Origin of the sequence: Alistipes sp. i18-0019-D1 (assembly GCF_042852885.1) — a bacterium.
Classification (GTDB): domain Bacteria; phylum Bacteroidota; class Bacteroidia; order Bacteroidales; family Rikenellaceae; genus Alistipes.
The window spans coordinates 1,832,853-1,855,396 of sequence record NZ_AP031424.1; the positions used below are offsets into that span (position 1 = coordinate 1,832,853).

Here is a 22,544-nt window from a genome sequence, read left to right on the forward strand (position 1 = left end):
GGTATGAAGGCAAAACGAATATTACCGCTTCTGGCCGCCGCCGCGCTGCTCGCGGGGTGTTTCAAGGACGTGTCGTACAAGACGAACTACGTCCTCAAACCCCTTGCGCAGGCGCAGACGGTCGATCCTGTCGAGCCGTTCGAGGGGCTGAAGGCTTATGCTTTCGACGCCGATACGGCCTTTTACACCGTGGCTTCCTACGAGGATGCGCTCAACGGCGTCATTGCGCGGAAGGACGACCTTTCGGACCGGATCGCCTCCCCGGTCGCCGCGGCTGAACCCTGCGTGCGGGAGGGGACCGTGGGCTGGGTGCAGATGCCGCTTTCGGCCGAGACGCAGATGGTCGTGGCTGTCGACCCGGTAAACAGGGTCTATGCCTATACGCAGCAGGAATTGGACGTGAACCTTCCCAACCTCTACGTGTCGCTGATTTTCAAACCCTGGAAGGGTTTTTCCTACAAGGAGGGCAACTGGAGTTTCTACAACGAGTTCTATGCGCCTCCCGTCTACCTCGACTGTTTCATCGATCCCTCGGTCCAGCTTGCCGAGGGTGGCGAGACCTCGGAGATCGCCAGCGTGAAGGCCTATGCCTACGCCGCCGACACCACGGCGTTCTACATCGCCTCGTACGACGATGCCGTGTCGGGCAAACTCACGGCGAAAACCGCCGGCGTCACCCCGCCCGCCACGCCGTTCTCGGCCTACGAGGACAAGGCGACCGGGCTTTACAAGATGGAGGTCAGCTCCGCGACCCTGATGGTGGTCGTGGTCGACCGCACCAACCGCCTCTACGCCTACTCGAAACAGGTCGTCGACCTCGAAGGCGAGGCCGTGACCCTGCCGGTGGTCTTCCGTCCGTGGCACGCGACGTGGATTTACGTCGAGGACGGCTGGCGCTTCGTCGATGCGTCGCGCGCTCCTGAAACGAACCCCCAAACACAATCCCGACGCCGATGAACACTCCGCGACATATGCTTAACGTGCTGCGCCTTGCGGTGGCGCTGCTTTTCGCTTCGGCCCTCATGAGCCGCTGTGCGAGCATGATGACCCCCACGGGAGGTCCCCGCGACTCGCTGCCTCCCGTCATCGTGAACATGACGCCCGACAACTTCGCGACCGACCGCCCGACGGTCGGTCACGGGAAAATCTACATCGAGTTCGACGAGTTCGTGCAGCTCAAGGACCAGCAGAAGGAGTTCTTCACCTCGCCGGCGATGAAGAAAAAGCCGCTCATCACCCTGCGCGGCCGGGGCATCGTCGTGCAGTTGCGCGACACGCTGGCTCCGAATACGACCTATGCGCTCAATTTCGGCAGCGCCATCCGCGACAACAACGAGGGCAACCCGCTCTATTCGATGCGCTACGTCTTCTCGACGGGTCCCGAGATCGACTCGATGGTCCTTTCGGGCTATACGGCCGACAGTTACAAGGCCGACTCCGTGTCGAAGACCTTCATCTGGTTCTTCCCGGCCGACTCGGTCGAGCACGTCGCCGGATACGACTCCACGATCTTCAAGTACAAACCCGCGGCGATCGCCCGTGCCGAGAACAACGGCATCTTCATCGCCCAGAACCTCAAGCCGATCCCCTACCGCGTCTATGCCGTCCAGGATAAGAACGACAATCAGATGTACGAGCCGGGCAGCGACCAGGTGGGTTTCCTCGAAGGGACCTATAACCCCGCCGAGATGCCCGATTTCGGCATGTGGTACGACTCGATCCGCCAGTACGTGACGGCCGAGCCGCAGCTCTACTTCCGCATGTTCACCGACAAGGCGTTCCGCCGCCAGGTGCTTTCGCAGACCGAACGGCCCCAGCAGCACAAGGCGATGCTCTATTTTGCGTCGGCGCATCCGAAGATCACCCGGCTCCGTTTCGACAGCATCCCGGCCGACCGGGTGATCATCGATCCGCAGACCGTGGGCCGCGATACGATCGCCTTGTGGTTCAACGTTCCCTCGTCGGCGCTTCCCGACACGATCAAGGGCGAGATTTCCTATTTCAAACACGACACCGTCAACCGGTTGCAGGAGGTCACCGAGCCGTTGAAACTCTCCTGGAGGCTGATCGAGACCAAGGAGCAGGAGCGCGAACGCGAGAAACTCGAACGCGAACGCCGCAAGGCCGAGGCCGCGGGTGAGGAGTGGGAGGAACCCAAGAAGGAGAACCCCTTCGCCTTCAAGATGCCCACTTCGGGCGAGATCAATCCCGAGAATCACCTGACGGTCGATTTCGACTATCCGCTCGTGAAACTCGATTCGGCCAAACTGCTGCTGACGCGCGTGCTCGAGGACAACTCGATCGAGGACATTCCCGTGCGCATGGTGCGCGATACGGGGATGCTTCGCCGCTGGCAGGTCCGCGCTCCGTGGAAGCTGGGCGGACAGTATACGCTGACCATCCCCGAGGGCGCCATCACCGACGTCGCGGGCCTCTCCAACGACTCGATCATCGGCAAGTACACGGTTCTCGATCCCGAGAAGTTCGCCACGGTGCTCATCCACGTCCGCGGGCGTGACGACGGCACGAAATACATCGTCCAGCTGCTCGACGGCAACAACGCGCTCAAGCAGGAGAAGCGCGACGTGGTGACCGGCGATGTTCGGTTCAACTACGTTCCCGCGGGCGAGATCAAGTTCCGTGTTATCGAAGACAGGAACGGCAACGGCAAGTGGGATTCGGGCAATGTGGTCGAACGCCTCCAGCCCGAGCGGGCCGAGATCTATGCCAACGACCAGGGCGAGGACACTTTCGCCACGAAGACCAACTGGGAGATCGAATTCTCGATGGATATGAACCGTATCTTCGCACCGGTCACGATGCAGTCGCTTTCGCGTCTGCTCGACGAGCGCGAATCGCAGCGCCTGCGCCGCGAGGCGGAGAAGCGGGCCAAGGAGGGTCCGAAACGGGATCAGGACCGCAACCGGCAGCAGAATGACAATAACAGCAACTTCAACGCTGCGGGCGGGATGTTCAATAATTTCAGGTAAGATGACGATGAAACGACATATCCGGACGGTGCTCTTCGCCCTTGCAGCCCTCGCCGCATGGCAGGGGGCTTCGGCGCAGCATACGCTCGGCTTCACGGTGGGCTACGGCATGGGTAATGGCCGCTTTCAGCCCCAGCAGGAGATGCGGGCGATCTGGGGACTTTACAGCGGCGGCCTTTCGTGGCGCTACTACGGCAAGCAGCGCTTCGTGGGGGGCTTCGGCATCGACCTGGAGTTCCAGCAGCAGGGCTTCTCGTTTGCGACCAACGCCGCGCAGGTCGAGGAGAAGAAGGATTACCTCTACTATACGCGGCACATCAATTCCGTCGTGCTGCCGATCGTCTGGCAGCCGCACTTCTACATGCTGCGCAACCATGTCCGCATCTACCTCGAAGCGGCCGCGACCTTCTCCTACAACATCTCGTCCACCTACGAGAACGAGCAGGCCCGGGCCAACGGCTCCGCCGACTGGAAGGGCGACTATCCCTTCAAACTCGCGCGCGACAACCGCTGGGGCTACGGACTGGCGGGCGGCGGCGGCATCGCCTTCCTGATCCGCCGTTTCGAACTGAATTTCCGCGTGCGCTATTCGTTCGGTTATTCGGACATCGTCCGCAACCGCAACAAATACTACGACAACAACAGCGACGGTGCGGAAAATCCCTTCTGGGCCACTCCGCTGCGTTCGCCGCTCGACAACCTCATGATCTCCGTGGGGCTGAACTACCGCTTCAACAAACAGGGCTTCGAGACCTGGAAACCAAGACCCAAGAAGGAGAAGAACCGCGAGGTCTTCAAGTTCGGGTTGTAAAAACTACAAGTTATGGAAACTACCCGTCAGCAGAAAATCGCCAAGCAGATCCAGAAGGACGTTGCCGAAATCTTCCAGAAGGAAGGCGCCCCGATCGTGCGCGGTTCGCTCGTAACGGTCACCGCCGTACGCATATCCCCCGATTTCAGCTACGCTAAAATCTACGTCAGCATCTTCCCCTTCGGGCAGAGCGGCGAGGTGATGAAGCGGCTCGAACACCAGAACTGGTTCATCCGCCGCGCCCTGGGCCAGCGGATCCGCAACCAGCTGAAAAACGTCCCCGAAATCCAGTTCCTCCTCGACGATTCGCTCGAATACATCGAGCATATAGAGCAGGCGCTGAAAGAAGATTGACAATTATGCGCTTCTGTCGGTTGTTCCCGCTGCCTGCGGCGTCGTTTGCAAGTCCGATCCGCCCCCGAACCTCTGCCGAGGCGGGGGCTTTGGGATTTACGCTCTAATCCGTCGCCCGCCATGCTGCCGCAGCTCTTCGCCCGTCGCTACCTCTTTTCGTCCCAGTCCCGGTCGGTGGTCAACCTGATCTCGGGATTGAGCGTTGCGGCCGTGGCGATGCCCGTCGCGGCGATGATCATCCTGCTGTCGGTCTTCAACGGTTTCGAGTCGCTCGTCAAGTCGATGTATTCGGCTTTCGACGCCGATCTGACCGTCTCTCCGCTGCAGGGGCAGACCTTTGCGCAGCGGGACCTCGACACCGCGGCCCTCGCACGTATCCCGGGAGTCGGCGCGCTGTCGTTCACCCTGGAGCAGAGCGCCCTGCTCGAACACGGAGGGCGCCAGGCCACCGCCACGATCCGGGGCGTCGACGACGCCTACGGGGCTGTCTTTCAGCTTGGCGATGCCGTTTCCGCCGGGGAGTGGCGCGTGCGGCTGGGCGATCTGGAACGGCTGGTCGTCGGGCAGTCGATGGCGTGGATGCTGGGTATCCGCTCGCTGGCCGATGCCGACGTCACGCTCTACGCCGTGCGGCGGGGATCGTTCTCCTCGCTGCTGCCGCTCGAAAACTACACGCGCCGCACGGAACCCGTAGGCGGCGTCTATACCCTCGACCTCGAAACCGAACGCACCTACGTGCTCGCCTCGCTGCGGCTTGCGCAGGAGCTGTTCGGCTATGCGGGCCGCGCCTCGGCGCTCGTCGTGCGCCTCGCTCCCGGAGCCGATGCCGCGGCGGTCCGCAAGGCCGTTGCCGAGGCTGCGGGCGACGGATTCCGCGTCCGCACGCGCGACGAACTGCGCGCTTCGTTCTACCGCATCATGACCTACGAGAAGTGGGGCATCTTCTTCATCGCCCTGCTGGTGCTCGTCATCGCCTCGTTCTCGGTGGTGGGGGCGCTGGCCATGCTGATCGTCGAAAAACGGGACGACATCTCCACGCTCCGCGCCCTGGGGGCCGACACGGGCCTCGTCCGCGCCGTGTTCCGCACCGAAGGGTTTCTGATATGCGGTCTGGGCGCTGTCGCCGGCATGGCGCTGGGCGTTGCCGCGACCCTCGCGCAGCAGTATTTCGGGCTGATCGAGATTCCGGCCGAGACCTTCCTCACGAAGAGCTATCCCGTCGAATTCCGACCGGCCGACCTGGCGGTCGTCGCCGCGTCGTTCGCCGCCGTGGCCGCCGTCCTTTCGAACATCACCGTCCGCAGTATGATTAAAACCGACACCCGATTATGAAACGATTCCTCCGCATAACGGCTTCCGCGGCCCTCGTGCTGCTGCTGGCCGCCTGCGCCCGCCACAAGATCATCCCCGACGACAAGCTGGCGCAGATTTTCCACGATGCGTTCCTCACCAACGCCTACATCGGCAGCGAGGGTGTGAAGACCGATTCGCTGCGCATCTACGAGCCGATCTTCGCCCGCTACGGCTACACGACCGACGATGTGCACTACACCATCGGCAACTTCTCGAAGCGCAAGAGCGCCCGTTTGGGCGACGTGGTCGAGCGGGCCATCGAGATGCTCGAACGGGAGGGGAAAATCTATAACCAGGAGGTCGCCGTGCTCGACACGATCGACAACGTCGCCCGCCGCACCTTCACGCGCACGGTGCTCGCCGACTCGCTCATCCGCGTCGGGTCGCTGCGCGACACGGCCCGTTTGAGCTTTACGCTCGACGTCGAGCCGGGCGAATACAGCCTTTCGCTCAAATACCTCGTCGATTCGCTCGACCGCAACCAGCGGGGGCTGAAAGGCTCCGTGTGGCTCGAACGGCGCGACAGCTCGCGCACCAACGTCTACACCACGACCTTGCGGCGCAACCGCGAGGAGACCTTCTCGCGCCGGTTTACGACCGACACGACGCACCGTTGCCTGCGCATCGACTTCCTGACCTTCAACGCCAGGCCCGAGCGGCCGTCGGTGACGGTCACCGACCTCAAGGTGGAGTACATTCCTCCGACCCGCACGGCCGTCGAAAAACTCTACGAACAGCAACTCGACATCCGGATTTTCGCCGATGACTTCCTCCGTGCCGCAGCCATCCCGAAGGATAGCCTCTAACCTGCTGTGGACCCCGCAGGGCCTCGTCCGGCATCCGCTCCTGACCCTCGGGGCGGACGGGCGCGTGCTCACCGCGGGGAGTTGTCCCGATCCGGACCGTCTCGCCGCCACGGAGTTCTATGCGGGGCTGCTGGTCCCGGATTTCCCGGCCGACTACCGCGCCGCGTTCGACGGCATGCGCGTCGCCGCGCTGCCGCTTTCCGAACTGTTGCCGCAGGCCGTGACGCCCGGCGGAGTGCTGGTCGTCATCTCGGGACTCGACTACGAATCGCTGCGGCTTACGCCGCAGTCGCAGATCCGGAAGTTGTAGTTATTCCGGGTGTGGGTGTGGTTTCCGACCGCTTCCCCAGATTTGCCGGTACCGTTCGCGGCCAATATCTGACTCCATTCCGGCTCTCCTTCAGCGAGGGAGATGACGTACTGCCCGGATGGTTGGTATCGTGAAAAGTCACCTCTTGTCAGATGGGCAAATGCTCCTCGACCGTGCGCCGCAGGTGTTCGCTGTCGAGATGGGTGTAGATTTCGGTCGTGAGGATGCTTTCGTGCCCCAGCATCTCCTGCACCTGGCGGATCGAGGCACCGCCTTCCAGCAGGTGCGTCGCGAACGAGTGGCGGAAGGTGTGGGGGCTGATGCGCTTCTCGATTCCGGCCCGTCCGGCCGCCTGTTTGAGGATCGTGAAGACCATCACCCGCGTAAGCTGTCCCCCGCGGTTGTTCAGGAAGACGATCTCCTCGCCCGTCCGGGCGCTCCGCCGCTCTTCGAGGTAGCGCAGAATGCGTTCGCGCGCCGTCGAACTGACCGGCACGATCCGCTGTTTGTCGCCCTTGCCGATCACGCGGATATACCCCTCCCCGAAAAAGAGGTCCTGCATGCGCAGCGACGTGAGTTCCGAGACCCGCAGTCCGCACGAATAGAGCACTTCGAGCATGGCGCAGTCGCGCAGTCCCTTCACCGTCGAGGTGTCCACGGCGGCGATGATGCGGTCGATCTCCGCGGTGGTGAGCACGTCGGGCAGCTGGCGGCCGAATTTGGGTGTCAGGACGAACTCCGCGGGCGACGATTCGATCTTGTCCGAGATCATCAGGTAGTTGAAAAAACTCTTTATGCCGCTCAACGCCCGGGCCTGCGAGGTCTTCTCGCGTCCCCGCTCGTAGAGCCACGCCATGTAGCGTTCGACCATCTGCGGTTCGACCTTGTGGGGCGCGACGTCCCACTGGCGCAGGATGAAGTGCGCGAACTGCCTGTAGTCGCGCATGTACGATTCGACGGTGTTTTCCGAGAGCCGCTTTTCCAATTTTATGTAGGTACGGTAACGACGGCCGGTTTCGTCCCACTTTTTCGTATTTTCTGCCATCTTTTGGTCCGCTGAATCCGGGATTATTGTAACTTTGTCCGAACGAAGGTACGAAAAATTTTACATAATATGGATTACACAGTCCTCAATATCGCAGTCGCCGACGACGAGCAGGCTGAAATCCTGACCGCCGAACTGGCCGATTTCCCGTTCGAGAGCTTCGAGACCGGAGACGGCGTGCTGAAAGCCTATATTCCGGCCGTGCGGCTCTCCGGCTGCAAGGACGATGTCGACGCCCTGCTGGCGCGCTGCGGGATCGAGGGGCGTTACGCCGTCATCCGGACCCAAAACTGGAATGCCGCCTGGGAGAGCGATTTCCCGCCGGTCGACGTCGAAGGCCGCCTGCGCATCCGCGCCCCGTTCCACGATCCGGTCCCTGCGGGGGAGATGGAGGTGGTCGTGCTGCCCCGGATGTCGTTCGGCACGGGCCATCACGCCACCACGTGGCTCATGTCGCGTGCGGTGCTCGGCCTCGGGGTCGCGGGCCGCACGGGACTCGACATGGGCAGCGGCACGGGCGTGCTGGCTATCGTCGCCGCCAAATGCGGCGCGGCGCACGTCGACGCCGTGGACATCGACGACTGGGCGGACGGGAACTGCCGTGAAAATGTCGCCATGAACGGTGTCGCGGACCGGGTCGAACCGATGCTGGGCGACGTCGGCCGCATCGCGGGACGGCGTTACGACTTCATCCTGGCCAATATCAACCGCAACATCCTCGTGGCCGACATGCCGGCCTACGCCGCGGCGCTGGCTCCGGGCGGCGATCTGGTGATGAGCGGTTTCCTCGAAGCGGACACTGCGGCCGTCACCCAAGCCGCTGCGAAACTGGGCATGGAGACCGTCGCGGCCGAAACCCGCGAAGGCTGGATGATGATACGTGTTAAAAAGAAGAAGTAATCCCGGTCGCATGCGATAAGTCCCCGCCGAGGCGGGGATTTAGGGGTGGGTCAGACTTGTAAACGCGGCGGAACGCCGCGGGAACAGCGGTCCGATCCGGAAAGCGTTCAGGAAAAGAGATTAATTCTGTGATTTGAAAACCTACAAAGGCCGCGGCATCGTGCTGCATACGCTCAAATACGGCGACACGTCGATGGTCGCCTACCTGCTGACCGACGTCGGGGGCCGCCGCAGCTATATGGTGCAGGGAGTCCGCAGCCGCAACGGCCGGGGTTCGAAACTGGCGCTGTTCCAGCCGATGTTTCCCGTCGAGTTCGAGGGACTGGAATCCCCGCGGCAGCAGATGGACCGCTTTAAGGAAGTGCGTGCGGGTTTTGTGCTGCAAAGTCTTCCGTTCGACGTCCGAAAATCGACCATGGCGCTGTTTATGGCCGAGGTTTTGTACCGCCTCGTCCGGGAGAGCGAGCCGAACGAAGCGCTTTTCGATTTCGTGTGGGGTTCGGCCGAGGCGCTGGACGCCATGAACGACGGAGTTCCGAATTTCCACCTCTGGTTCCTGGCCAACCTGAGCCGCCTGCTGGGCTTCCGTCCCGGCAACGACTATACGCCGGGAGCGTGGTTCGACATCCGCGAGGGGCTGTATACGCCCGTGCGGCCGGCGCATCCCGGGGTGATGACCCAGGAGTGCGCCTGCCTGCTGGAGAGGATGCTCTCCTGCGACGTGCGGCGTCTGGGCGACGTGGGGCTGAACCGCGACCGGCGGTCGGAGTTCCTCAACGCCATGCTGGCCTATTTCGGCTATCACCTCGACGCCATCAGTGCCGTGCAGTCGGTGCGCATACTAAAAGAGGTGTTTTAACGTTAAGTTTTAAGATAAAAGGGAAGAAAATTATGAGAAAGATGTTGCTTGCGGCCGCAGCGCTCGCCGTAGCGCTGGCCGCCTCGGCCCAGGAGCCGAAATTCGATTTCAGGCGCGACTCGACCCGTACTTCGGGCTTCACGCTTCCCGATTCGCTGGCGCACATGTCGCCGTGGAAACCCGACTACAAGACGATGGCTCCGGTGAAGACCAAACCCTCGGTGTCGATGACCTCGGTGGTGGTTATCCAGAAGGAGAACCTGCCTTCGCGCGTCACCGTCATCGACAACAATACGCTGCGTCTGGGGCAGCACTTCACCCTTTCGAACGGGCAGGCCTGGAACTGGAGTCCTTTTCCCGACGCCTTCCTCGACGCACGTACGCTTTCCTTCCCCATGCCGCGGTAGCGCCTCGGAAAGATTGTTCTTCAAACACAGGCTCCTGTTTTTCGCAGGAGCCTGTGTTTTTATGCGTCAGAACTTGTGCACGGCGCGCACGCATGTCTGACCGGCCTTCGGGTATCCGGCCTCCGTTTTGTCAGGGCTGTAAAAATCCCGGTTGCCGCAGATCGCCGATGCGGATTCCGAGACTTCGGTCGAGGACCATATCAGCAGCGAATACATCCCTCCCGGGTCCCCTCCGTAGGATTCCATCAAATCCTTATTCCGCTTCCGGACGCGGTTCCAGTCGCCGAAACTTATTTTTCCCGACATGTCGACGTCCAGCAGCCGCCAGAAATCGTGCAGTTCGTCTGCCGCAGGCATATACCACCCTTCGCCCTGCGATTCACACCATTCGAAAGCCGGGAAATCGGCCCATGTCAGTTCGGTTCCGGCGATCCACTCCGTCACCCTGCGGCGGTTGTTCCAGCCGTCGGTACGGTCGGAAAGTCCGAGCCGCAGGTTGTTCAGCCTCGTTGTTTCGGCCCACGCCAGCCTGGCCTGCCCGAGCGACAGGATCAGCCCGTGGCGACCTTCGTCCGTCGTCGAGATCACCACTCCCCGCACGCCGTCCTCGTCGAACAGGTCGCCGGGACGGTAGGAGCGTGTCACCCCAGGCCACGGGTAGTCCGCCGCCGCGGACTTCTCCTCCACGAACAGCTCCCGCTCGCCGTTGGCATAGGTGATCGAAAATACCTCGGCCCGCGCAATGCGCAGCATTTTCGCGGGATCGTCCCACATCTTGCAGAGAACATCCGTTTCGGTGATTTCCGTCACACGGGCCTTTATCTCATCCGCATTGCGCAACAGGATCACATCCTGCGCGGCGACTCCGTGCCATGCCGCAAGGGCTGTCAGGAACAGTAGCATTTTTTTCATGGCTTAAAAACGGTAAGCGTAGGTCAGCCCCAGCGACCAGGGATTGCTGCCGATCGCCTCGTGCGGGGAGACGAAGTTTTGCAGCCATTGCAATCCGATCTCGGAATGGCCGAACTTGTAGCCGTATTCGAGAACGGCCGCCACGACGGCCGATTTGACCATGTCGCCCGGAACCTTATGCCACGTATCGAGCGGGTACGCCTGTAAATCTTCGTCCTGCTGCCATCGTTCCGCAACCTCGGGCGAAGCCTCGAAGCGGACTTTCATGGCCGTCGGCACGGAAACCCGGAATCCGATCCGCATGGAAAATCCTTTTTTTACGGGCGTCAGTCCATAGTAAACATGGGCGAAGACGGCGTCGAATTTGTTTTTGAACGTGACCGAGAGGTTTTCCGCCTTGAGCTGGGTCGCACCGCCCGTCTGCATGTATCCCAGTCCGAACCCGATATGCCCTTCGCCGGTCTTCCGGAAATAGCGTTCGCCGAAAACCGACAGCCCGGCTCCGATGCGCGGGCTTTGGCTCGTGGAAAAAGCATCCGGACGGGCCGAGGACAGCGATCCGATCATGCCGTTGATGTCATCCTTCATCGACCAGAAGCTCAATCCTATATCGGCGCGCACACCCCATTCCCACAACTTCGCGCGTTCCTTCTTTTTCGTTTGGGCGGCGGCGCGCGAGACTGCCGCCTGCGACGGGACGGCGGCTCCCGGGTCCGGTCTCTTTCCGGCTGCGGCAGGCCGGTCGAGCGGCGTGATTATGTCCTTGGCCCCCGATTCGTAGCGGATAACGAAGACTTCGCTGCGGGAGATCGAATAGACGGGTCCCGTTAGGTTCGTGAATTTGCGGTAGCGGATCGACCGTTCGCCGACCTCTTCCACCTTCGCACGGATCTCCTCGCCGTTTTTCTTCACAATGATGTCCTGCGCCGAGGCAGCCATCGACAGCAGCATGAACGCCGCCAGAAACAAGATACGCTTCATAAAATTTAAGTTTTAAGGGTTGATAAATTTTACAAAGGCACGTAAAAACGTGGACAATTTTCAATATCCACAAGAGAGGCCCTGGATAGCCCATGCAGTAGAATACAGATAAAATGCCCACGCCGTAAAACAGCGAGAGCACCAACTCTTATTCCTTACTGCATTAGAAATTTTCCAGGTTTCTCTTGTAAGAAAAAAGCCGATGCGCTTTTATGTCCCATGTATGCAGTCCTCACAGGCTGCATTGACAAATATAGCGATTAATCCGGGAAATGCAAAACGTTTCCGGACGGGTTTTTACGTATTTTCGCGTATTGATCCGCAGCGGCGAAATTCCGAATTTTGTACCCTGAAAAGAAACGCCGCTTATGAAACCGATTCTTCTGCTGTTGTTATCGCTGCTCCCGTTCGGGGCATTCGCCGGGGAGCCGGTTCCTGCGCCCGCAGCGGGCGAACCCACCGCCGCCGAACTTTCTGCCGGGATCGAAGCCCTGAAAGCCAGGGCCTCGGCATGGGACAAAATCCTGGCACGTCTGCCCAAAATCTCGGGCTACGTGCAGACCGGCTACGAGTGGTCGGAGACCTCCTCGACCTTCTTCATCAAGCGCGTGCGCCTGAACCTGGCGGGGGACATCGCCGAAAAACTCGACTACCGCGTGCAGATCGAGTTCTGCGGCCCGAAAATCGTCGACGCCTACATCCGTTACCGGCCTTTCGAGCAGCTGAATTTCCAGCTGGGAGAGTACAAACTGCCCTTTTCGATCGAGAATACCGACTACGTGCCCCTTAAGTACGAGTTCATCGAATATCCGCTGCCGCTGCGCCGGCTGATGGGTTTCAACGACGTGTGCGGACTCTCGGCCACGGGCCGCGACATGGGCGCCATGCTCTACGGCGGGTTCTTCAACCGCAAAGGGTACAGCGTCCTGGGCTACAACTTCGGCGTGTTCAACGGCGAGGGCCTGAACGTCAAGGACAGGAACAAATCGAAGGACCTTGTGGCGCGGCTGACGCTGCGTCCCGTCCGGGGATTGCAGATCGCCGGTTCCTACTACTGGGGCGAGTACGGCGCCGACTACCTCAAGCGCGTCCGCTACGGTGCGGGCGCCTGCTACGACGAGGGGCCGTTGGTCGTGCGCGCCGAGTGGATCTGCGGCACGACGGGGCTTCCCGCGGGCGGCGAACTCGACAGCGACGGCTGGTACGCCGTCGGCGGGTGGCGCGTGACGCCGTCGCTGATGTCCGTGGTGCGTTACGATACGTTCCTCGAAAACTCTTCGGAGAGCGCCTCGCGCCAGACCAACTACACGGCGGGCGTCGTGTGGCAGCCCGTGAAATACCTGCGCTGCCAGCTCAACTATACCTATGAAGATTACGCGTCCCGCGCCGCCGCCAACCGCAATGTGGTGTCGCTGATGCTCTCCGGAATTTTTTAATTGAATTGCCATGAAAAACTTTTTCGAAAAACTCCGTGTCGAGGACTGGGTGGTGGTCTGGGTCTCGATCCCGCTGCTGCTGCTTGCGGCGCTCATTCCCGCCGACCTGCCGAGCGTGCCCGCGACCCTCGTGGGCGAAGTGGCGTGGTATAACATCGGCCTGCTGTTCGCCATCGTGCTGGCGGTGCTCTACGTCGGCTGCCTGCTGCTGCTGCGTCCCCTCAAGGGGTTGCTGCCGTCGCTGGTCGTGGTCTTCGCCGTCTCGCTGCTGGCGCAGGTCGTGGCCAAAATCCCGGCCGTCTCCTACTACGGTTTCGAGTCGGTCTTCTTCTCGGTGCTGTTCGGTCTGGTGATCCGCAACGTGTGGCGCGTCCCCGCGTGGATGAAGCCCGCCATTCAGGGCGAGTTCTTCATCAAGATCGGCGTGGTGTGCCTCGGCGCCACGATCCTTTTCAGCGACGTGATGAAATCGGGGGTCTTCGGACTCGTGCAGGCCTGCCTCGTGGTGGCCGTCGTGTGGTTTTTCGCCTTCTGGTTCTCGCGCCGCATGAAGGTCGACGAGCGTTCGGCGATGATCCTTTCGAGCGGACTCTCGATCTGCGGCGTCTCGGCTTCGATCACCGCGGCGCGCGTGGTCGGCGGCGACGACCGCAAACTTTCGTATATCGTTTCGCTGGTGCTGATTGTCGTCGTGCCGATGATCTACCTCATGCCGTGGCTGGCCGGCCTGATCCTGCCGCACCTGTTCGCTCCCGAAGTGGCCGAGGAGGTCGCCGGGGCGTGGATCGGCGGCACGATCGACACCACCTCGGGCGTCGCCGCGTCGAGCATGATCGTCGGCGAGGTCGCCAACCAGCACGCCGTGATCATCAAGGCGGCGCAGAATGTGCTGATCGGCGTGGTGGCGTTCTTCATTGCGCTTTACCTTTCGACCCGCGGCGAGAAGGGCGGGCAGGCTCCCTCGCTGGGCATCGTGTGGGAGAAGTTCCCCAAATTCATTCTCGGATTCGTCGCCGCGTCGCTCGTCTTCAGCCTCTGCCAGTCGAACGGCCTCTTTACGCTCAACGCCAAGGGCAAGCTGATCGAACCGGGTGTGGCGAAGATGTTTTCGACGGTCTTTTTCTCGCTGGCCTTCGTCTGCATCGGTCTCGACACGCGCCTCAAGGACATCGTGTCGAAGGAGAACCGCAACGTCCTCTGGTCGTTCCTCGTGGCGCAGACCTTCAATATCGTGGTGACGTTCCTTATCGCCTGCCTGCTCTTCGGCATCCTCAAACCAGCGCTTTAAGAAAGCGCGTTTAGGGGCGGTGGTTGGTATTCCCGTTTTGGGAGTGAGTCTGCGTTGCGACTGCCATTAATAAGAAAGGCTAACGAATCCGTTAGCCTTTCTTATTGAATTTCCGGAATCCCGGATTGTCTTTCCGGGGTGTTCGCTGCTCCGGGCGTCCTTTTCCGGCGGCGGGTTTTCCGCCGAAGAAATACGCCTTTTGCCGCCGCTTCTCGTCCTGCGACCGGGCGACATGGACTTTCTCGTGCGTGTAGGGGTTCTCTCCCGTGTAGAACATTACCGAGGAGAGGGTCATCGGCGTGGGCGTGAGGTCCTGCACCTGTTCGAGGTTGAAGTGCATTTTCCCCAACACCTTCTCCGACAGCGACTTCATATCCCGCTCGGTGCATCCCGGGTGTGACGAGATGAAGTAAGGGATCAGCTGATAGGGCAGATGTTCCTGACTGCAAATGCGATGGAAGTCGGCGGTCAGCCGCTCGAAGAGCGCGAACGGCGGTTTGCGCATCAGGCGCAGCACGTTATCCTCGGTGTGTTCGGGCGCCACTTTAAGCCGTCCCGAGGTGTGGTGCTTCAGCACAGTCTCCAGATAGGGCGAGCGGTCGAACAGGTCGTAGCGGATGCCGCTGCCGATAAAGGCCTTCTTGACGCCCTTGACGGCCCGGATTTTTTCATACAGGGCCAACAGCGGCCGGTGGTCGTTGTCGAGATTGGGGCACATCTTCGGGTGGAGGCACGACGCCCGGCGGCACTTGCGGCACAGCTCCCTGTCGCGGCCGCCCATGCGGTACATGTTGGCCGAGGGTGCGCCGACATCCGAGAGATAGCCCTTGAAACCGGGCGATTTCACCACATGCTCCACTTCGGCGAGGATCGACCGCTCGCTGCGCGAATTGATGAACTTGCCCTGATGCGCCGAAATGGTGCAGAACGAGCAGCCGCCGAAGCAGCCGCGGTGGATGTTGACCGAATGGCGGATCATCTCCCAGGCCGGAATGTCGCCCTTGCCCGCGTAACGCGGATGCGGGGCGCGCTCGTAGGGGAGATCGAACGAGTGGTCGAGTTCCTCGGTCGTGAGCGTCGTGTTGGCGGGCGTCACGACCACGCACCGGTCGCCGACGGCCTCCACGAGTGTCGCTGTGGGTTCCATCAGGTTGCTCTGGGTCTCGATGACGGTGAAGTTCTCGCCGAAGGCGGTCTTGTCGGCCAGACACTCCTCGTAGCTGCGGAGGCGGATCGTCGCGGCGGGGTCGAGCCGCGCGACGTAGCTTTCGTCGGAGAGGAACGCCACCTGCCGGATTTTGCGCAGCAGTTTGGCGTTATAGCCGTTGCGCATCGCCCGGGCCACCTGCTGCACGACCCGTTCGCCCATGCCGTAGATCAGCAGGTCGGCGCCCGATTCGGCCAGGATGGAGGGTTTCAGCGCGTCGCTCCAGTAGTCGTAGTGGGTCAGGCGGCGCAGCGAGGCTTCGATGCCCCCGATGACCACCGGAACGTGGGGGTAGAGGCGCTTGAGGATCTGCGAATAGACCGTCACGGCACGATCGGGGCGGAATCCCGCCTTGCCGCCGGGCGTGTAGGCGTCGTCGTGGCGCAGGCGGAGGTTGGCGGTGTAATGGTTGACCATCGAGTCCATCGAGCCGCCCGAAATGCCGAAAAACAGGCGCGGCGCGCCCAGTTTGCGGAAGTCGCGCAGGTCGTCGCGCCAGTTGGGCTGGGGAACGATCGCCACGCGGTAGCCCTCGGCTTCGAGCAGGCGTCCCACGACGGCCGCCCCGAAAGCCGGGTGGTCGATGTAGGCGTCGCCCGAGAAGAGGATCACGTCCAACTGATCCCATCCGCGTTCGCGGACCTCCTTGATGGTCGTAGGCAGAAACAAGATCGTGCGTTATTTGTTTTGTTTCGGTTGCATTTCTTGCAACCGGTGTTGTTCGCGGCTCTGCCGCGTTTGCAAGTCTGACCCCACCCCAAACCCCTCCCTCGGGAGGGGCTTGTCGCATCGCGACCGGAATGCGGCGATTAATTTTCTTCGGTTTCTTTTGCCGCTGAAGTGTAAATATTCCATTTTGTCAGCAGGGACTGGAAATCGGCCGGAAGCGGGCTTTCGAACAGCACGTTTTCGTGCGTTGCGGGGTGTTCGAAGCCCAGCAGGCGGGCGTGCAGCGCGTGGCGCGGCATCACCGCGAAGCAGTTTTCGATGAACTGCCGGTATTTGGCGAAGGTCGTGCCCTTGAGGATGCGGTCGCCGCCGTAGCGTTCGTCGTTGAACAGCGGATGGCCGATCCACGCCATGTGGACGCGGATCTGGTGCGTGCGTCCCGTCTCGAGGCGGCACTCCACCAAGGTCACGTAACCGTAGCGTTTCAACACCTTCCAGTGCGTCACGGCGTGCTTGCCGTCCGACCCGTCGGCGAAGACGAACATCTTCTGCCGGTCGCGGGGACTGCGGCCGATGTTGCCCGTGATCGTCCCCTCGTCCTCCTCGAAATTGCCCCACACGAGGGCCACGTAGCGGCGCTGGATCGTGTGGTCGAAGAACTGCTTGGCCAGCCGCGCGTGGGTCTGCTCGTCCTTGGCGATCACCAGCAGTCCCGAGGTGTTCTTGTCGATGCGGTGCACCAGTCCCGCACGGTTCTGCTCCTCGGCCGGGATTCCCTGCTTGTTGAGGTGGTGCATCAGCGCGTTGACCAGCGTGCCGCTGTAATTGCCCACCCCCGGATGCACGACCAGACCGGCCGGTTTGTCGACCAGCAGCAGCCATCGGTCCTCATAGGGGATGTCGAGCGGAATGTCTTCGGCGACGAGTTCCACCTCGCGCCGCGGGTAGGGCATCACGATCTGGATGCGGTCCAGCGGCTTGACCTTGTAGCTCGACTTGGCCGCCTTGCCGTTGACGAGGATGTTTCCGCTGTCGGCCGCTGCCTGGATGCGGTTGCGCGAGCAGTGCTCCATCCTTACGGTCAGGAACTTGTCCAGCCGCATGGAGGTCTGCCCCTTGTCGGCTGTCACCGCAAAGTGTTCGTAGAGGCCCGCTTCTTCTTCGTCCTCCGCATCCGCCGGAACGGCGTCCAGTTCCGGGTCGTCGATGGGGTATCTGTCGGTCATCAGTCGAAAAATCCGTCGTTGTCCTTTTGGGCGGGCTGCTCTTCGGCGGATTCCGCCGGGGCCTCCTCGAGGGCCGCCCGTGCGAGCGAGTCGGCCAGCTGCTGCTCCTCGGCCCGGCGTTCCTCGGCGGCGACGGCCGCCTGCTTCTCGGCCTCGGCCCGGTACCGGGCGAGTTTCTTCTCGTCGAGCGTCAGCCGCAGGTCGACCCTCGATCCCAGCGCTGCGCTGCGTTCGGCGCCCGGCGTCTGGATGTAGACGCGCGTGTCCTTCTGGTTGAGCAGGTTGACCCCTTCGTCGAAGTCCACGCGCCCGACGTTGAGTCCCAGCTCCCAGAGGCGGCCCTTGGCCTGCGCCAGCGGCAGCCCCACCAGCCGCGGCACGATCGTCGTGCCGTAGCCCTCTTCGACACCCACGTAGAGCGTCACGCCGGAACCCATCTCGGCCTCCATGCGGGTCGTGGGGGTCACGGGTTTGCCTTCGCAGTACTCCTCCAGCACGTAGTTCGTGGCCATGTCGGGGCGGTAGACCAGTTCGGCGATCTCCAGTCCGGCGATTTCGAGCATGTTCTTGGCCTGCCGCAGCGAACGCCCGGCCACGTAGGGCACGGGGACCATCTTCTGGCGGAAGGAGTTGATCGTGATGTAGACCGTGCGTCCGGGTTTCACCTCGACGCCCCCTTCGGGCAGCTGGTCGAGGACGATGCCCCCTTCGTAGGCGGGGACGAACAGCGAGTCGTTGATATGCAGTTGCAGATCGTGCTTGCGGGCGATGCGTTGAGCCTGGTCGAGCGGCACGCCCGAGAAGTCGGGGACGGTGCGCCGCGCGCCGTGGCGTGTGCCCAGTTGCATGAGGATATGCGCGGCGACGGCCATCGCGAGGATGATCGCCGCGATCAGCGCGAGGTTCCAGAGCAGCGGATGCCGCCGGAGCCGGGACAGGTAATTCTGGGGTTTCTCCATAGATCGCAGGTTATTTCGGGGCCTTCCGGTAAAGGTAGACGGCGATGCCGAGGTAAATGATATTGGGCAGCCACACGGCCAGCCCGGGCGGGAGGGTTCCGCTCTTGGCGAACTCCTCGAAGAAGCGGTTGAAAAGGATGTACGAGAAGCAGAGTCCCGTGCCGATGCCGATGTGCAGTCCCGTGCCGCCGCGGACCTTGCGCGAGGAGAGCGACACGCCGATGAGCGTCAGGATGAACGTCGAAAGCGGATAGGCGTAGCGCGCGTGCTTCTCGACCTCGATCAGGTTGATCGAGTCGGAGCCTTTGGCCCGCTGCTGGTCCAGGAAGGCGTTCAGCTCCGAGATGTTCATGGTCTGGATCAGGTCGTTGATCTCGCCCAGCTCGGTGGCTTCGAGGTTGATCAGCGTGTCGAGGTTGCGGAATTGCTCGAAGGTCTCCGTGCCCGCGGAGTCGAACTCCCGTTTGGTGTAGCGCGGGGCGGTCCAGCGTTTGGTCTCGGGGTTGAATTTGGCGTCAGAGGCTTCGAGCGAGTGGGTCATCGTGCCGCTTTCGTAGCGTTCCAGCACGAAGAACGAGGCCTGGCGGGCACCGTCGTTGTAGCCGCGGATGTAGGCGAAGATGCCCGGCTCGATCTGGCGGTAGATGTGGCGGTCGTATTTGGTGTTCTGCTTGCGTTTGATGTATTGCTGCTCGAAGGAGACGATGTGCCGCTGCGAAATGGGGATCAGCCAGAGGTTGAGCGTCAGCGACAGCGAGGCGATGATCAGCGCCCCGAGGAAATAGGGCCACATCAGCCTGCGGAACGACATGCCGCCCGAGAGCATGGCCACGATCTCGGTCTGGTAGGCCATCTTCGAGGTGAAGAAGATGCAGGCGATGAAGGTGAACAGACCGCTGAACTGGTTGATGAAGTAGGGGATGAAGTTGAGGTAGTAGTCGAGGATGACCGATTTCAGGGGTGCGTGCAGCTCCGTGAAGTCGTCGATCTTCTCCACATAGTCGAAGACCACCACGATCACGATGATCATGGCGATGGCGAAGAAATAGGTCGACAGGAACTTGCCCAGTATGTAACGGTCCAGAATCTTGAACCCCGGAAAACGCATTTTCATTGTTTAGAGTCTTCGTTGCAGTTTTTCGACCATTCCCTCCTTCCACGCCCTGAAATCCCCGGCGAGGATGTGTTCGCGCGCCGCCCCGACCAGCCGCAGGTAGAAGGCGATGTTGTGCAGCGAGGCGATCTCGGCCGCGAGCATCTCGCCGCAGACGCAGAGGTGGTGCAGGTAGGCCTTCGAGTAGAGCCTGTCGACGAAGGCCGTGCCCGCGGGGTCGATGGGCGAGAAGTCGTCCTCCCACTTCTTGTTGCGGATGTTGATGACGCCCTCGGCCGTGAACAGCTGTCCGTTGCGGCCGTTGCGCGTCGGCATCACGCAGTCGAACATGTCCACCCCGCGCTCGATGCCTTCGAGGATGTTCACCGGCGTACCGACTCCCATCAGATAACGCGGGCGGTCCTCCGGCAGTATGGCGTTGACCACTTCGATCATTTCGTACATGACCTCCGTAGGCTCGCCCACGGCCAGTCCGCCGATGGCGTAACCGTCGGCATTGTACTGCTTCACGTTCTCCGCGGCCCGGGCGCGCAGGTCCGGGTAGGTGCATCCCTGCACGATGGGAAACAGCGCCTGGTAATGGCCGTACTTGGGACTGGTCCGGTGATACTGGTTGAAACACCGGTCGAGCCACCGCTCCGTGAGGCCGAGCGACTTGGCGGCGTATTCGCGCGGGGCGTCGCCCGGGGGGCATTCGTCGAAGGCCATCATGATGTCGGCGCCGATCGTGCGCTCGGTGTCCACGACGCTTTCGGGCGTGAAGAGGTGCTTCGAGCCGTCGATGTGCGACCGGAAATGGCACCCTTCCTCTTTCAGCTTACGGCACGCCGCAAGTGAAAAAACCTGAAAACCGCCGCTGTCGGTGAGCATCGGGCCTTCCCAGGTCGAGAAGCGGTGCACGCCGCCGGCGCGTTCGATGATCTCCATGCCGGGACGCAGGTAGAGGTGGTAGGTGTTGGTCAGGATGATCTGCGCGCGGGCCTCGTCGCGCACGTCGCGGTGGAAAATGCCCTTCACCGTCGCGGCCGTGCCCACGGGCATGAAGATCGGGGTGCGGACGACGCCGTGGTCGGTCTGCAGCTCTCCCGCGCGGGCGTGCGACGAAGGGTCTTTATGTTGCAGGGTGAATTTCATACTCATATATTCGGCAAAAATACACAAAATATTTCTATCTTTGCGCATATTTCGTCAATATGCTTTTCTTCGAACGATTTCTGACATGTTACGGCTGGGAGGGCGCAGCACTCGCGGGGGCCGCGCTCCTGATGCTCGGCGTGCAGTTGTACTATTATATTTTCGTCTACGGCCGTATCCCCGGCTACAAGAACAACCGCCGTCCGCAGACGATGGACCGCGAACCGCCCGTGTCGGTGGTGGTCCCCCTCTTTTCGGAGGACTATTCGTTCGTCGAGGAGCGCCTGCCGCTGATCCTGGCCCAGAACTACCCCGATTTCGAGGTGGTGATCGTCTACGTGGGCCACGACTCCGATTTTTACGAGGACCTCGTGCGGCTGAAACAGTCGTTCCCGCAGATCACGACCACCAAGATCCACCTCGACCCCCGTTTCCCGATCTCGCGCAAGATGGCGCTCAACGTGGGCATCAAGTCGGCCCACTACGAGTGCATGGTCTTCACCTCGACCGACGCCGTGCCGCAGACCGACCGCTGGCTCTCGCTGATGGCCAAGGGGTTCATGCGCGGCGAGATCGTTGTGGGCTACTGCGGCGTGGAGCGCGGGAAGGGCTTTGCGAACTACATGATGCGCGCCTGGCGGATGATGCACTCGGCCGACTGGATCGCCCGGGCCGTGCGGCGCCGCGCCTACCGCGGGACGCTCCACAACTACGGCTTCACCAAGAGCCTCTATTTCGGGGCCAACGGCTTCAGCCACCTCAATATGAACATCGGTGAGGACGACCTGTTCATGCAGCGGGTCATGACGCGCGACAACGTGAGCGTGATCCTCTCGCCCCGCGCCTCGCTGCGCGAAAAAATGTGGGGAGGCATGGGCTGGTGGATGAGTCAGCTGCGCTATTTCGGTTCGGCGTTCCGCTTCTATCCCCGTGCGGTGAAGACCTTCGTCCGCTGGGAGATGGGTTCGCGGGTGCTGTTTTTCGCCACGGTGATCTGCGCCCTTGCTGTCATGCCCCCGGAGTACAAGCTCGCCGCACTGCTGCTCGCCGTCATCCGCTATGTCGTAGTGGCCCTCGAAGTGCGCCGCATAGCGCGGCGGCTGGGCGAGGGAGGCATTGCAGGGCGCTACTTCATCTACGACCTGCTCGGCCCGCTGTGGGCCGCGGCGCTGGGGGCGATGCTGCTCCGCCGTGACAACCGCGTATGGAGATAGCCGACTATATCGTAGCCGAAGACCGCGAGCTGGTCGACCGGGTGCTCAAGGGGGACAACGACGCCTTCGAGTACCTCTTCAACCGTTACCGCGACGCCATCCACCGGCTGTTCGTGCAGCGTTTGAGCGGCGCGAACGATGCCGACGACCTGTTGCAGGAGACCTTCATCAAAGTCTACATCAACCTCCACCGTTACAGCGCGGACTACACCTTCGGGCAGTGGGTCTACACCATTGCGCGCAACACGTTCATCGATTTCGTGCGCCGCCGTCAGGACGACCTGCCGATCGACGAGCGTTTCGCCGCCCCGGCGTCGAGCGCCCCGACTCCCGAGGAGAGCGTCATCAACCTCCAGCAGCGTACGCAGATCGAGCACTACCTCGAACGCCTCGCGCCCCGTTACCGGCAGCTGATCCTGATGCGTTTTTTCGAGGAGTACTCCTACGAGGAGATCGCGGCGAAACTGGCGCTGCCGCTCGGGACCGTGAAAACCCAGATACACCGCGCCCGCGAACAGATGTGCAGGTTCATCGCTCAAGGCGATGAACAATGAATAATGAACGATGAA

Annotated in this window: 22 protein-coding genes; 14 read left to right on the top strand and 8 right to left on the bottom strand. The window is 61.8% G+C overall.

Features of this window, described 5'->3' with window-relative positions:
• The first annotated feature begins 3 nt into the window (after window positions 1-3).
• The 7 genes from ACGHP5_RS07595 to ACGHP5_RS07625 all read left to right on the top strand — a co-directional run bounded on the left by ACGHP5_RS07595 (window position 4) and on the right by ACGHP5_RS07625 (window position 6,624).
• Window positions 4-957, top strand: coding sequence for a hypothetical protein (locus ACGHP5_RS07595; RefSeq protein ID WP_390568294.1), 954 nt, complete (start codon window positions 4-6; stop codon window positions 955-957).
• Window positions 954-2,990, top strand: a complete 2,037-nt coding sequence (locus tag ACGHP5_RS07600) for an Ig-like domain-containing protein (RefSeq protein ID WP_390568295.1) — start codon at window positions 954-956, stop codon at window positions 2,988-2,990. The genes ACGHP5_RS07595 and ACGHP5_RS07600 overlap by 4 nt, the downstream gene beginning before the upstream one ends.
• 1 nt (window position 2,991) lies before the next feature.
• On the top strand, window positions 2,992-3,801 hold the full coding sequence (locus tag ACGHP5_RS07605; protein ID WP_290532284.1) for an outer membrane beta-barrel protein: 810 nt from the start codon (window positions 2,992-2,994) through the stop codon (window positions 3,799-3,801).
• A gap of 12 nt (window positions 3,802-3,813) precedes the next feature.
• Entirely contained in the window at window positions 3,814-4,155 is a 342-nt protein-coding gene (gene rbfA / locus ACGHP5_RS07610) for a 30S ribosome-binding factor RbfA (RefSeq protein ID WP_290532285.1), read from the top strand.
• A gap of 120 nt (window positions 4,156-4,275) precedes the next feature.
• On the top strand, window positions 4,276-5,487 hold the full coding sequence (locus ACGHP5_RS07615) for an ABC transporter permease (protein ID WP_390568298.1): 1,212 nt from the start codon (window positions 4,276-4,278) through the stop codon (window positions 5,485-5,487).
• Window positions 5,484-6,314 carry a DUF4296 domain-containing protein gene (locus ACGHP5_RS07620; protein ID WP_290532287.1) on the top strand — a complete coding sequence of 277 codons (831 nt, stop codon included), beginning with the start codon at window positions 5,484-5,486 and terminating at the stop codon, window positions 6,312-6,314. The genes ACGHP5_RS07615 and ACGHP5_RS07620 overlap by 4 nt, the downstream gene beginning before the upstream one ends.
• Window positions 6,271-6,624, top strand: coding sequence for a cytosine deaminase (locus tag ACGHP5_RS07625; RefSeq protein ID WP_295901059.1), 354 nt, complete (start codon window positions 6,271-6,273; stop codon window positions 6,622-6,624). The genes ACGHP5_RS07620 and ACGHP5_RS07625 overlap by 44 nt, the downstream gene beginning before the upstream one ends.
• Before the next feature lie 148 nt (window positions 6,625-6,772).
• Here the strand turns inward: ACGHP5_RS07625 and xerD are convergent, their stop codons facing one another.
• Entirely contained in the window at window positions 6,773-7,669 is an 897-nt protein-coding gene (gene xerD, locus ACGHP5_RS07630; protein ID WP_290532289.1) for a site-specific tyrosine recombinase XerD, read from the bottom strand.
• Between the two features lie 69 nt (window positions 7,670-7,738).
• Here xerD and prmA point away from each other — a divergent pair, with 69 nt between their 5' ends.
• The 3 genes from prmA to ACGHP5_RS07645 all read left to right on the top strand — a co-directional run bounded on the left by prmA (window position 7,739) and on the right by ACGHP5_RS07645 (window position 9,835).
• Entirely contained in the window at window positions 7,739-8,569 is an 831-nt protein-coding gene (gene prmA / locus ACGHP5_RS07635) for a 50S ribosomal protein L11 methyltransferase (protein ID WP_295901064.1), read from the top strand.
• 133 nt (window positions 8,570-8,702) lie between these two features.
• Window positions 8,703-9,428 (top strand): DNA repair protein RecO, encoded by a 726-nt coding sequence (locus ACGHP5_RS07640; protein ID WP_290532291.1) that lies wholly within the window; start codon window positions 8,703-8,705, stop codon window positions 9,426-9,428.
• Between the two features lie 32 nt (window positions 9,429-9,460).
• Entirely contained in the window at window positions 9,461-9,835 is a 375-nt protein-coding gene (locus ACGHP5_RS07645) for a hypothetical protein (protein WP_290532292.1), read from the top strand.
• A gap of 66 nt (window positions 9,836-9,901) precedes the next feature.
• Here ACGHP5_RS07645 and ACGHP5_RS07650 read toward each other — a convergent pair whose 3' ends face one another.
• Both ACGHP5_RS07650 and ACGHP5_RS07655 read right to left on the bottom strand, forming a co-directional pair.
• Complete coding sequence (locus tag ACGHP5_RS07650; protein ID WP_390568302.1) at window positions 9,902-10,747, bottom strand: hypothetical protein; 846 nt, start codon at window positions 10,745-10,747, stop codon at window positions 9,902-9,904.
• A 3-nt stretch (window positions 10,748-10,750) separates the two neighbouring features.
• Window positions 10,751-11,728 (bottom strand): hypothetical protein, encoded by a 978-nt coding sequence (locus ACGHP5_RS07655; protein ID WP_337755650.1) that lies wholly within the window; start codon window positions 11,726-11,728, stop codon window positions 10,751-10,753.
• Between the two features lie 368 nt (window positions 11,729-12,096).
• Between ACGHP5_RS07655 and ACGHP5_RS07660 the strand changes: the two genes are divergently transcribed.
• Window positions 12,097-13,164 (top strand): porin, encoded by a 1,068-nt coding sequence (locus tag ACGHP5_RS07660; protein WP_337657541.1) that lies wholly within the window; start codon window positions 12,097-12,099, stop codon window positions 13,162-13,164.
• A gap of 10 nt (window positions 13,165-13,174) precedes the next feature.
• On the top strand, window positions 13,175-14,452 hold the full coding sequence (locus ACGHP5_RS07665) for a putative sulfate exporter family transporter (RefSeq protein WP_337772414.1): 1,278 nt from the start codon (window positions 13,175-13,177) through the stop codon (window positions 14,450-14,452).
• Window positions 14,453-14,543: 91 nt separating this feature from the next.
• On the opposite strand, the gene ACGHP5_RS07670 is transcribed toward ACGHP5_RS07665, so the two are convergent.
• From ACGHP5_RS07670 to tgt, 5 genes are all read right to left on the bottom strand, one after another.
• Entirely contained in the window at window positions 14,544-16,328 is a 1,785-nt protein-coding gene (locus ACGHP5_RS07670) for a YgiQ family radical SAM protein (RefSeq protein ID WP_390568305.1), read from the bottom strand.
• Window positions 16,329-16,468: 140 nt separating this feature from the next.
• The gene (locus ACGHP5_RS07675; protein WP_390568307.1) at window positions 16,469-17,554 is read right to left on the bottom strand and encodes an RluA family pseudouridine synthase; all 1,086 of its coding nucleotides are present in this window, start codon (window positions 17,552-17,554) and stop codon (window positions 16,469-16,471) included.
• Window positions 17,554-18,513 (bottom strand): PASTA domain-containing protein, encoded by a 960-nt coding sequence (locus tag ACGHP5_RS07680; protein ID WP_390568309.1) that lies wholly within the window; start codon window positions 18,511-18,513, stop codon window positions 17,554-17,556. The genes ACGHP5_RS07675 and ACGHP5_RS07680 overlap by 1 nt, the downstream gene beginning before the upstream one ends.
• A gap of 10 nt (window positions 18,514-18,523) precedes the next feature.
• Entirely contained in the window at window positions 18,524-19,627 is a 1,104-nt protein-coding gene (locus ACGHP5_RS07685; protein WP_290532300.1) for an LptF/LptG family permease, read from the bottom strand.
• A gap of 3 nt (window positions 19,628-19,630) precedes the next feature.
• The gene (tgt, locus tag ACGHP5_RS07690) at window positions 19,631-20,761 is read right to left on the bottom strand and encodes a tRNA guanosine(34) transglycosylase Tgt (protein WP_390568311.1); all 1,131 of its coding nucleotides are present in this window, start codon (window positions 20,759-20,761) and stop codon (window positions 19,631-19,633) included.
• A 59-nt stretch (window positions 20,762-20,820) separates the two neighbouring features.
• Between tgt and ACGHP5_RS07695 the strand changes: the two genes are divergently transcribed.
• Entirely contained in the window at window positions 20,821-21,975 is a 1,155-nt protein-coding gene (locus ACGHP5_RS07695; protein WP_290532302.1) for a glycosyltransferase family 2 protein, read from the top strand.
• Window positions 21,966-22,529 carry an RNA polymerase sigma factor gene (locus tag ACGHP5_RS07700; RefSeq protein ID WP_290532303.1) on the top strand — a complete coding sequence of 188 codons (564 nt, stop codon included), beginning with the start codon at window positions 21,966-21,968 and terminating at the stop codon, window positions 22,527-22,529. Before ACGHP5_RS07695 ends, ACGHP5_RS07700 begins: the two co-directional genes overlap by 10 nt.
• Window positions 22,530-22,544: the final 15 nt, after the last annotated feature.

Coding starts and splice junctions, on each gene's coding strand:
- ACGHP5_RS07645 (WP_290532292.1), top strand. CDS start 9,461: ATGAGAAAGATGTTGCTTGCGGCCGCAGCGCTCGCCGTAGCGCTGGCC.
- rbfA (WP_290532285.1), top strand. CDS start 3,814: ATGGAAACTACCCGTCAGCAGAAAATCGCCAAGCAGATCCAGAAGGAC.
- ACGHP5_RS07685 (WP_290532300.1), bottom strand. CDS start 19,627: ATGAAAATGCGTTTTCCGGGGTTCAAGATTCTGGACCGTTACATACTG.
- ACGHP5_RS07655 (WP_337755650.1), bottom strand. CDS start 11,728: ATGAAGCGTATCTTGTTTCTGGCGGCGTTCATGCTGCTGTCGATGGCT.
- ACGHP5_RS07615 (WP_390568298.1), top strand. CDS start 4,276: ATGCTGCCGCAGCTCTTCGCCCGTCGCTACCTCTTTTCGTCCCAGTCC.
- ACGHP5_RS07700 (WP_290532303.1), top strand. CDS start 21,966: ATGGAGATAGCCGACTATATCGTAGCCGAAGACCGCGAGCTGGTCGAC.
- ACGHP5_RS07620 (WP_290532287.1), top strand. CDS start 5,484: ATGAAACGATTCCTCCGCATAACGGCTTCCGCGGCCCTCGTGCTGCTG.
- ACGHP5_RS07650 (WP_390568302.1), bottom strand. CDS start 10,747: ATGAAAAAAATGCTACTGTTCCTGACAGCCCTTGCGGCATGGCACGGA.
- tgt (WP_390568311.1), bottom strand. CDS start 20,761: ATGAAATTCACCCTGCAACATAAAGACCCTTCGTCGCACGCCCGCGCG.
- ACGHP5_RS07595 (WP_390568294.1), top strand. CDS start 4: ATGAAGGCAAAACGAATATTACCGCTTCTGGCCGCCGCCGCGCTGCTC.
- ACGHP5_RS07695 (WP_290532302.1), top strand. CDS start 20,821: ATGCTTTTCTTCGAACGATTTCTGACATGTTACGGCTGGGAGGGCGCA.
- prmA (WP_295901064.1), top strand. CDS start 7,739: ATGGATTACACAGTCCTCAATATCGCAGTCGCCGACGACGAGCAGGCT.
- ACGHP5_RS07605 (WP_290532284.1), top strand. CDS start 2,992: ATGACGATGAAACGACATATCCGGACGGTGCTCTTCGCCCTTGCAGCC.
- ACGHP5_RS07680 (WP_390568309.1), bottom strand. CDS start 18,513: ATGGAGAAACCCCAGAATTACCTGTCCCGGCTCCGGCGGCATCCGCTG.
- ACGHP5_RS07625 (WP_295901059.1), top strand. CDS start 6,271: ATGACTTCCTCCGTGCCGCAGCCATCCCGAAGGATAGCCTCTAACCTG.
- ACGHP5_RS07660 (WP_337657541.1), top strand. CDS start 12,097: ATGAAACCGATTCTTCTGCTGTTGTTATCGCTGCTCCCGTTCGGGGCA.
- xerD (WP_290532289.1), bottom strand. CDS start 7,669: ATGGCAGAAAATACGAAAAAGTGGGACGAAACCGGCCGTCGTTACCGT.
- ACGHP5_RS07675 (WP_390568307.1), bottom strand. CDS start 17,554: ATGACCGACAGATACCCCATCGACGACCCGGAACTGGACGCCGTTCCG.
- ACGHP5_RS07600 (WP_390568295.1), top strand. CDS start 954: ATGAACACTCCGCGACATATGCTTAACGTGCTGCGCCTTGCGGTGGCG.
- ACGHP5_RS07665 (WP_337772414.1), top strand. CDS start 13,175: ATGAAAAACTTTTTCGAAAAACTCCGTGTCGAGGACTGGGTGGTGGTC.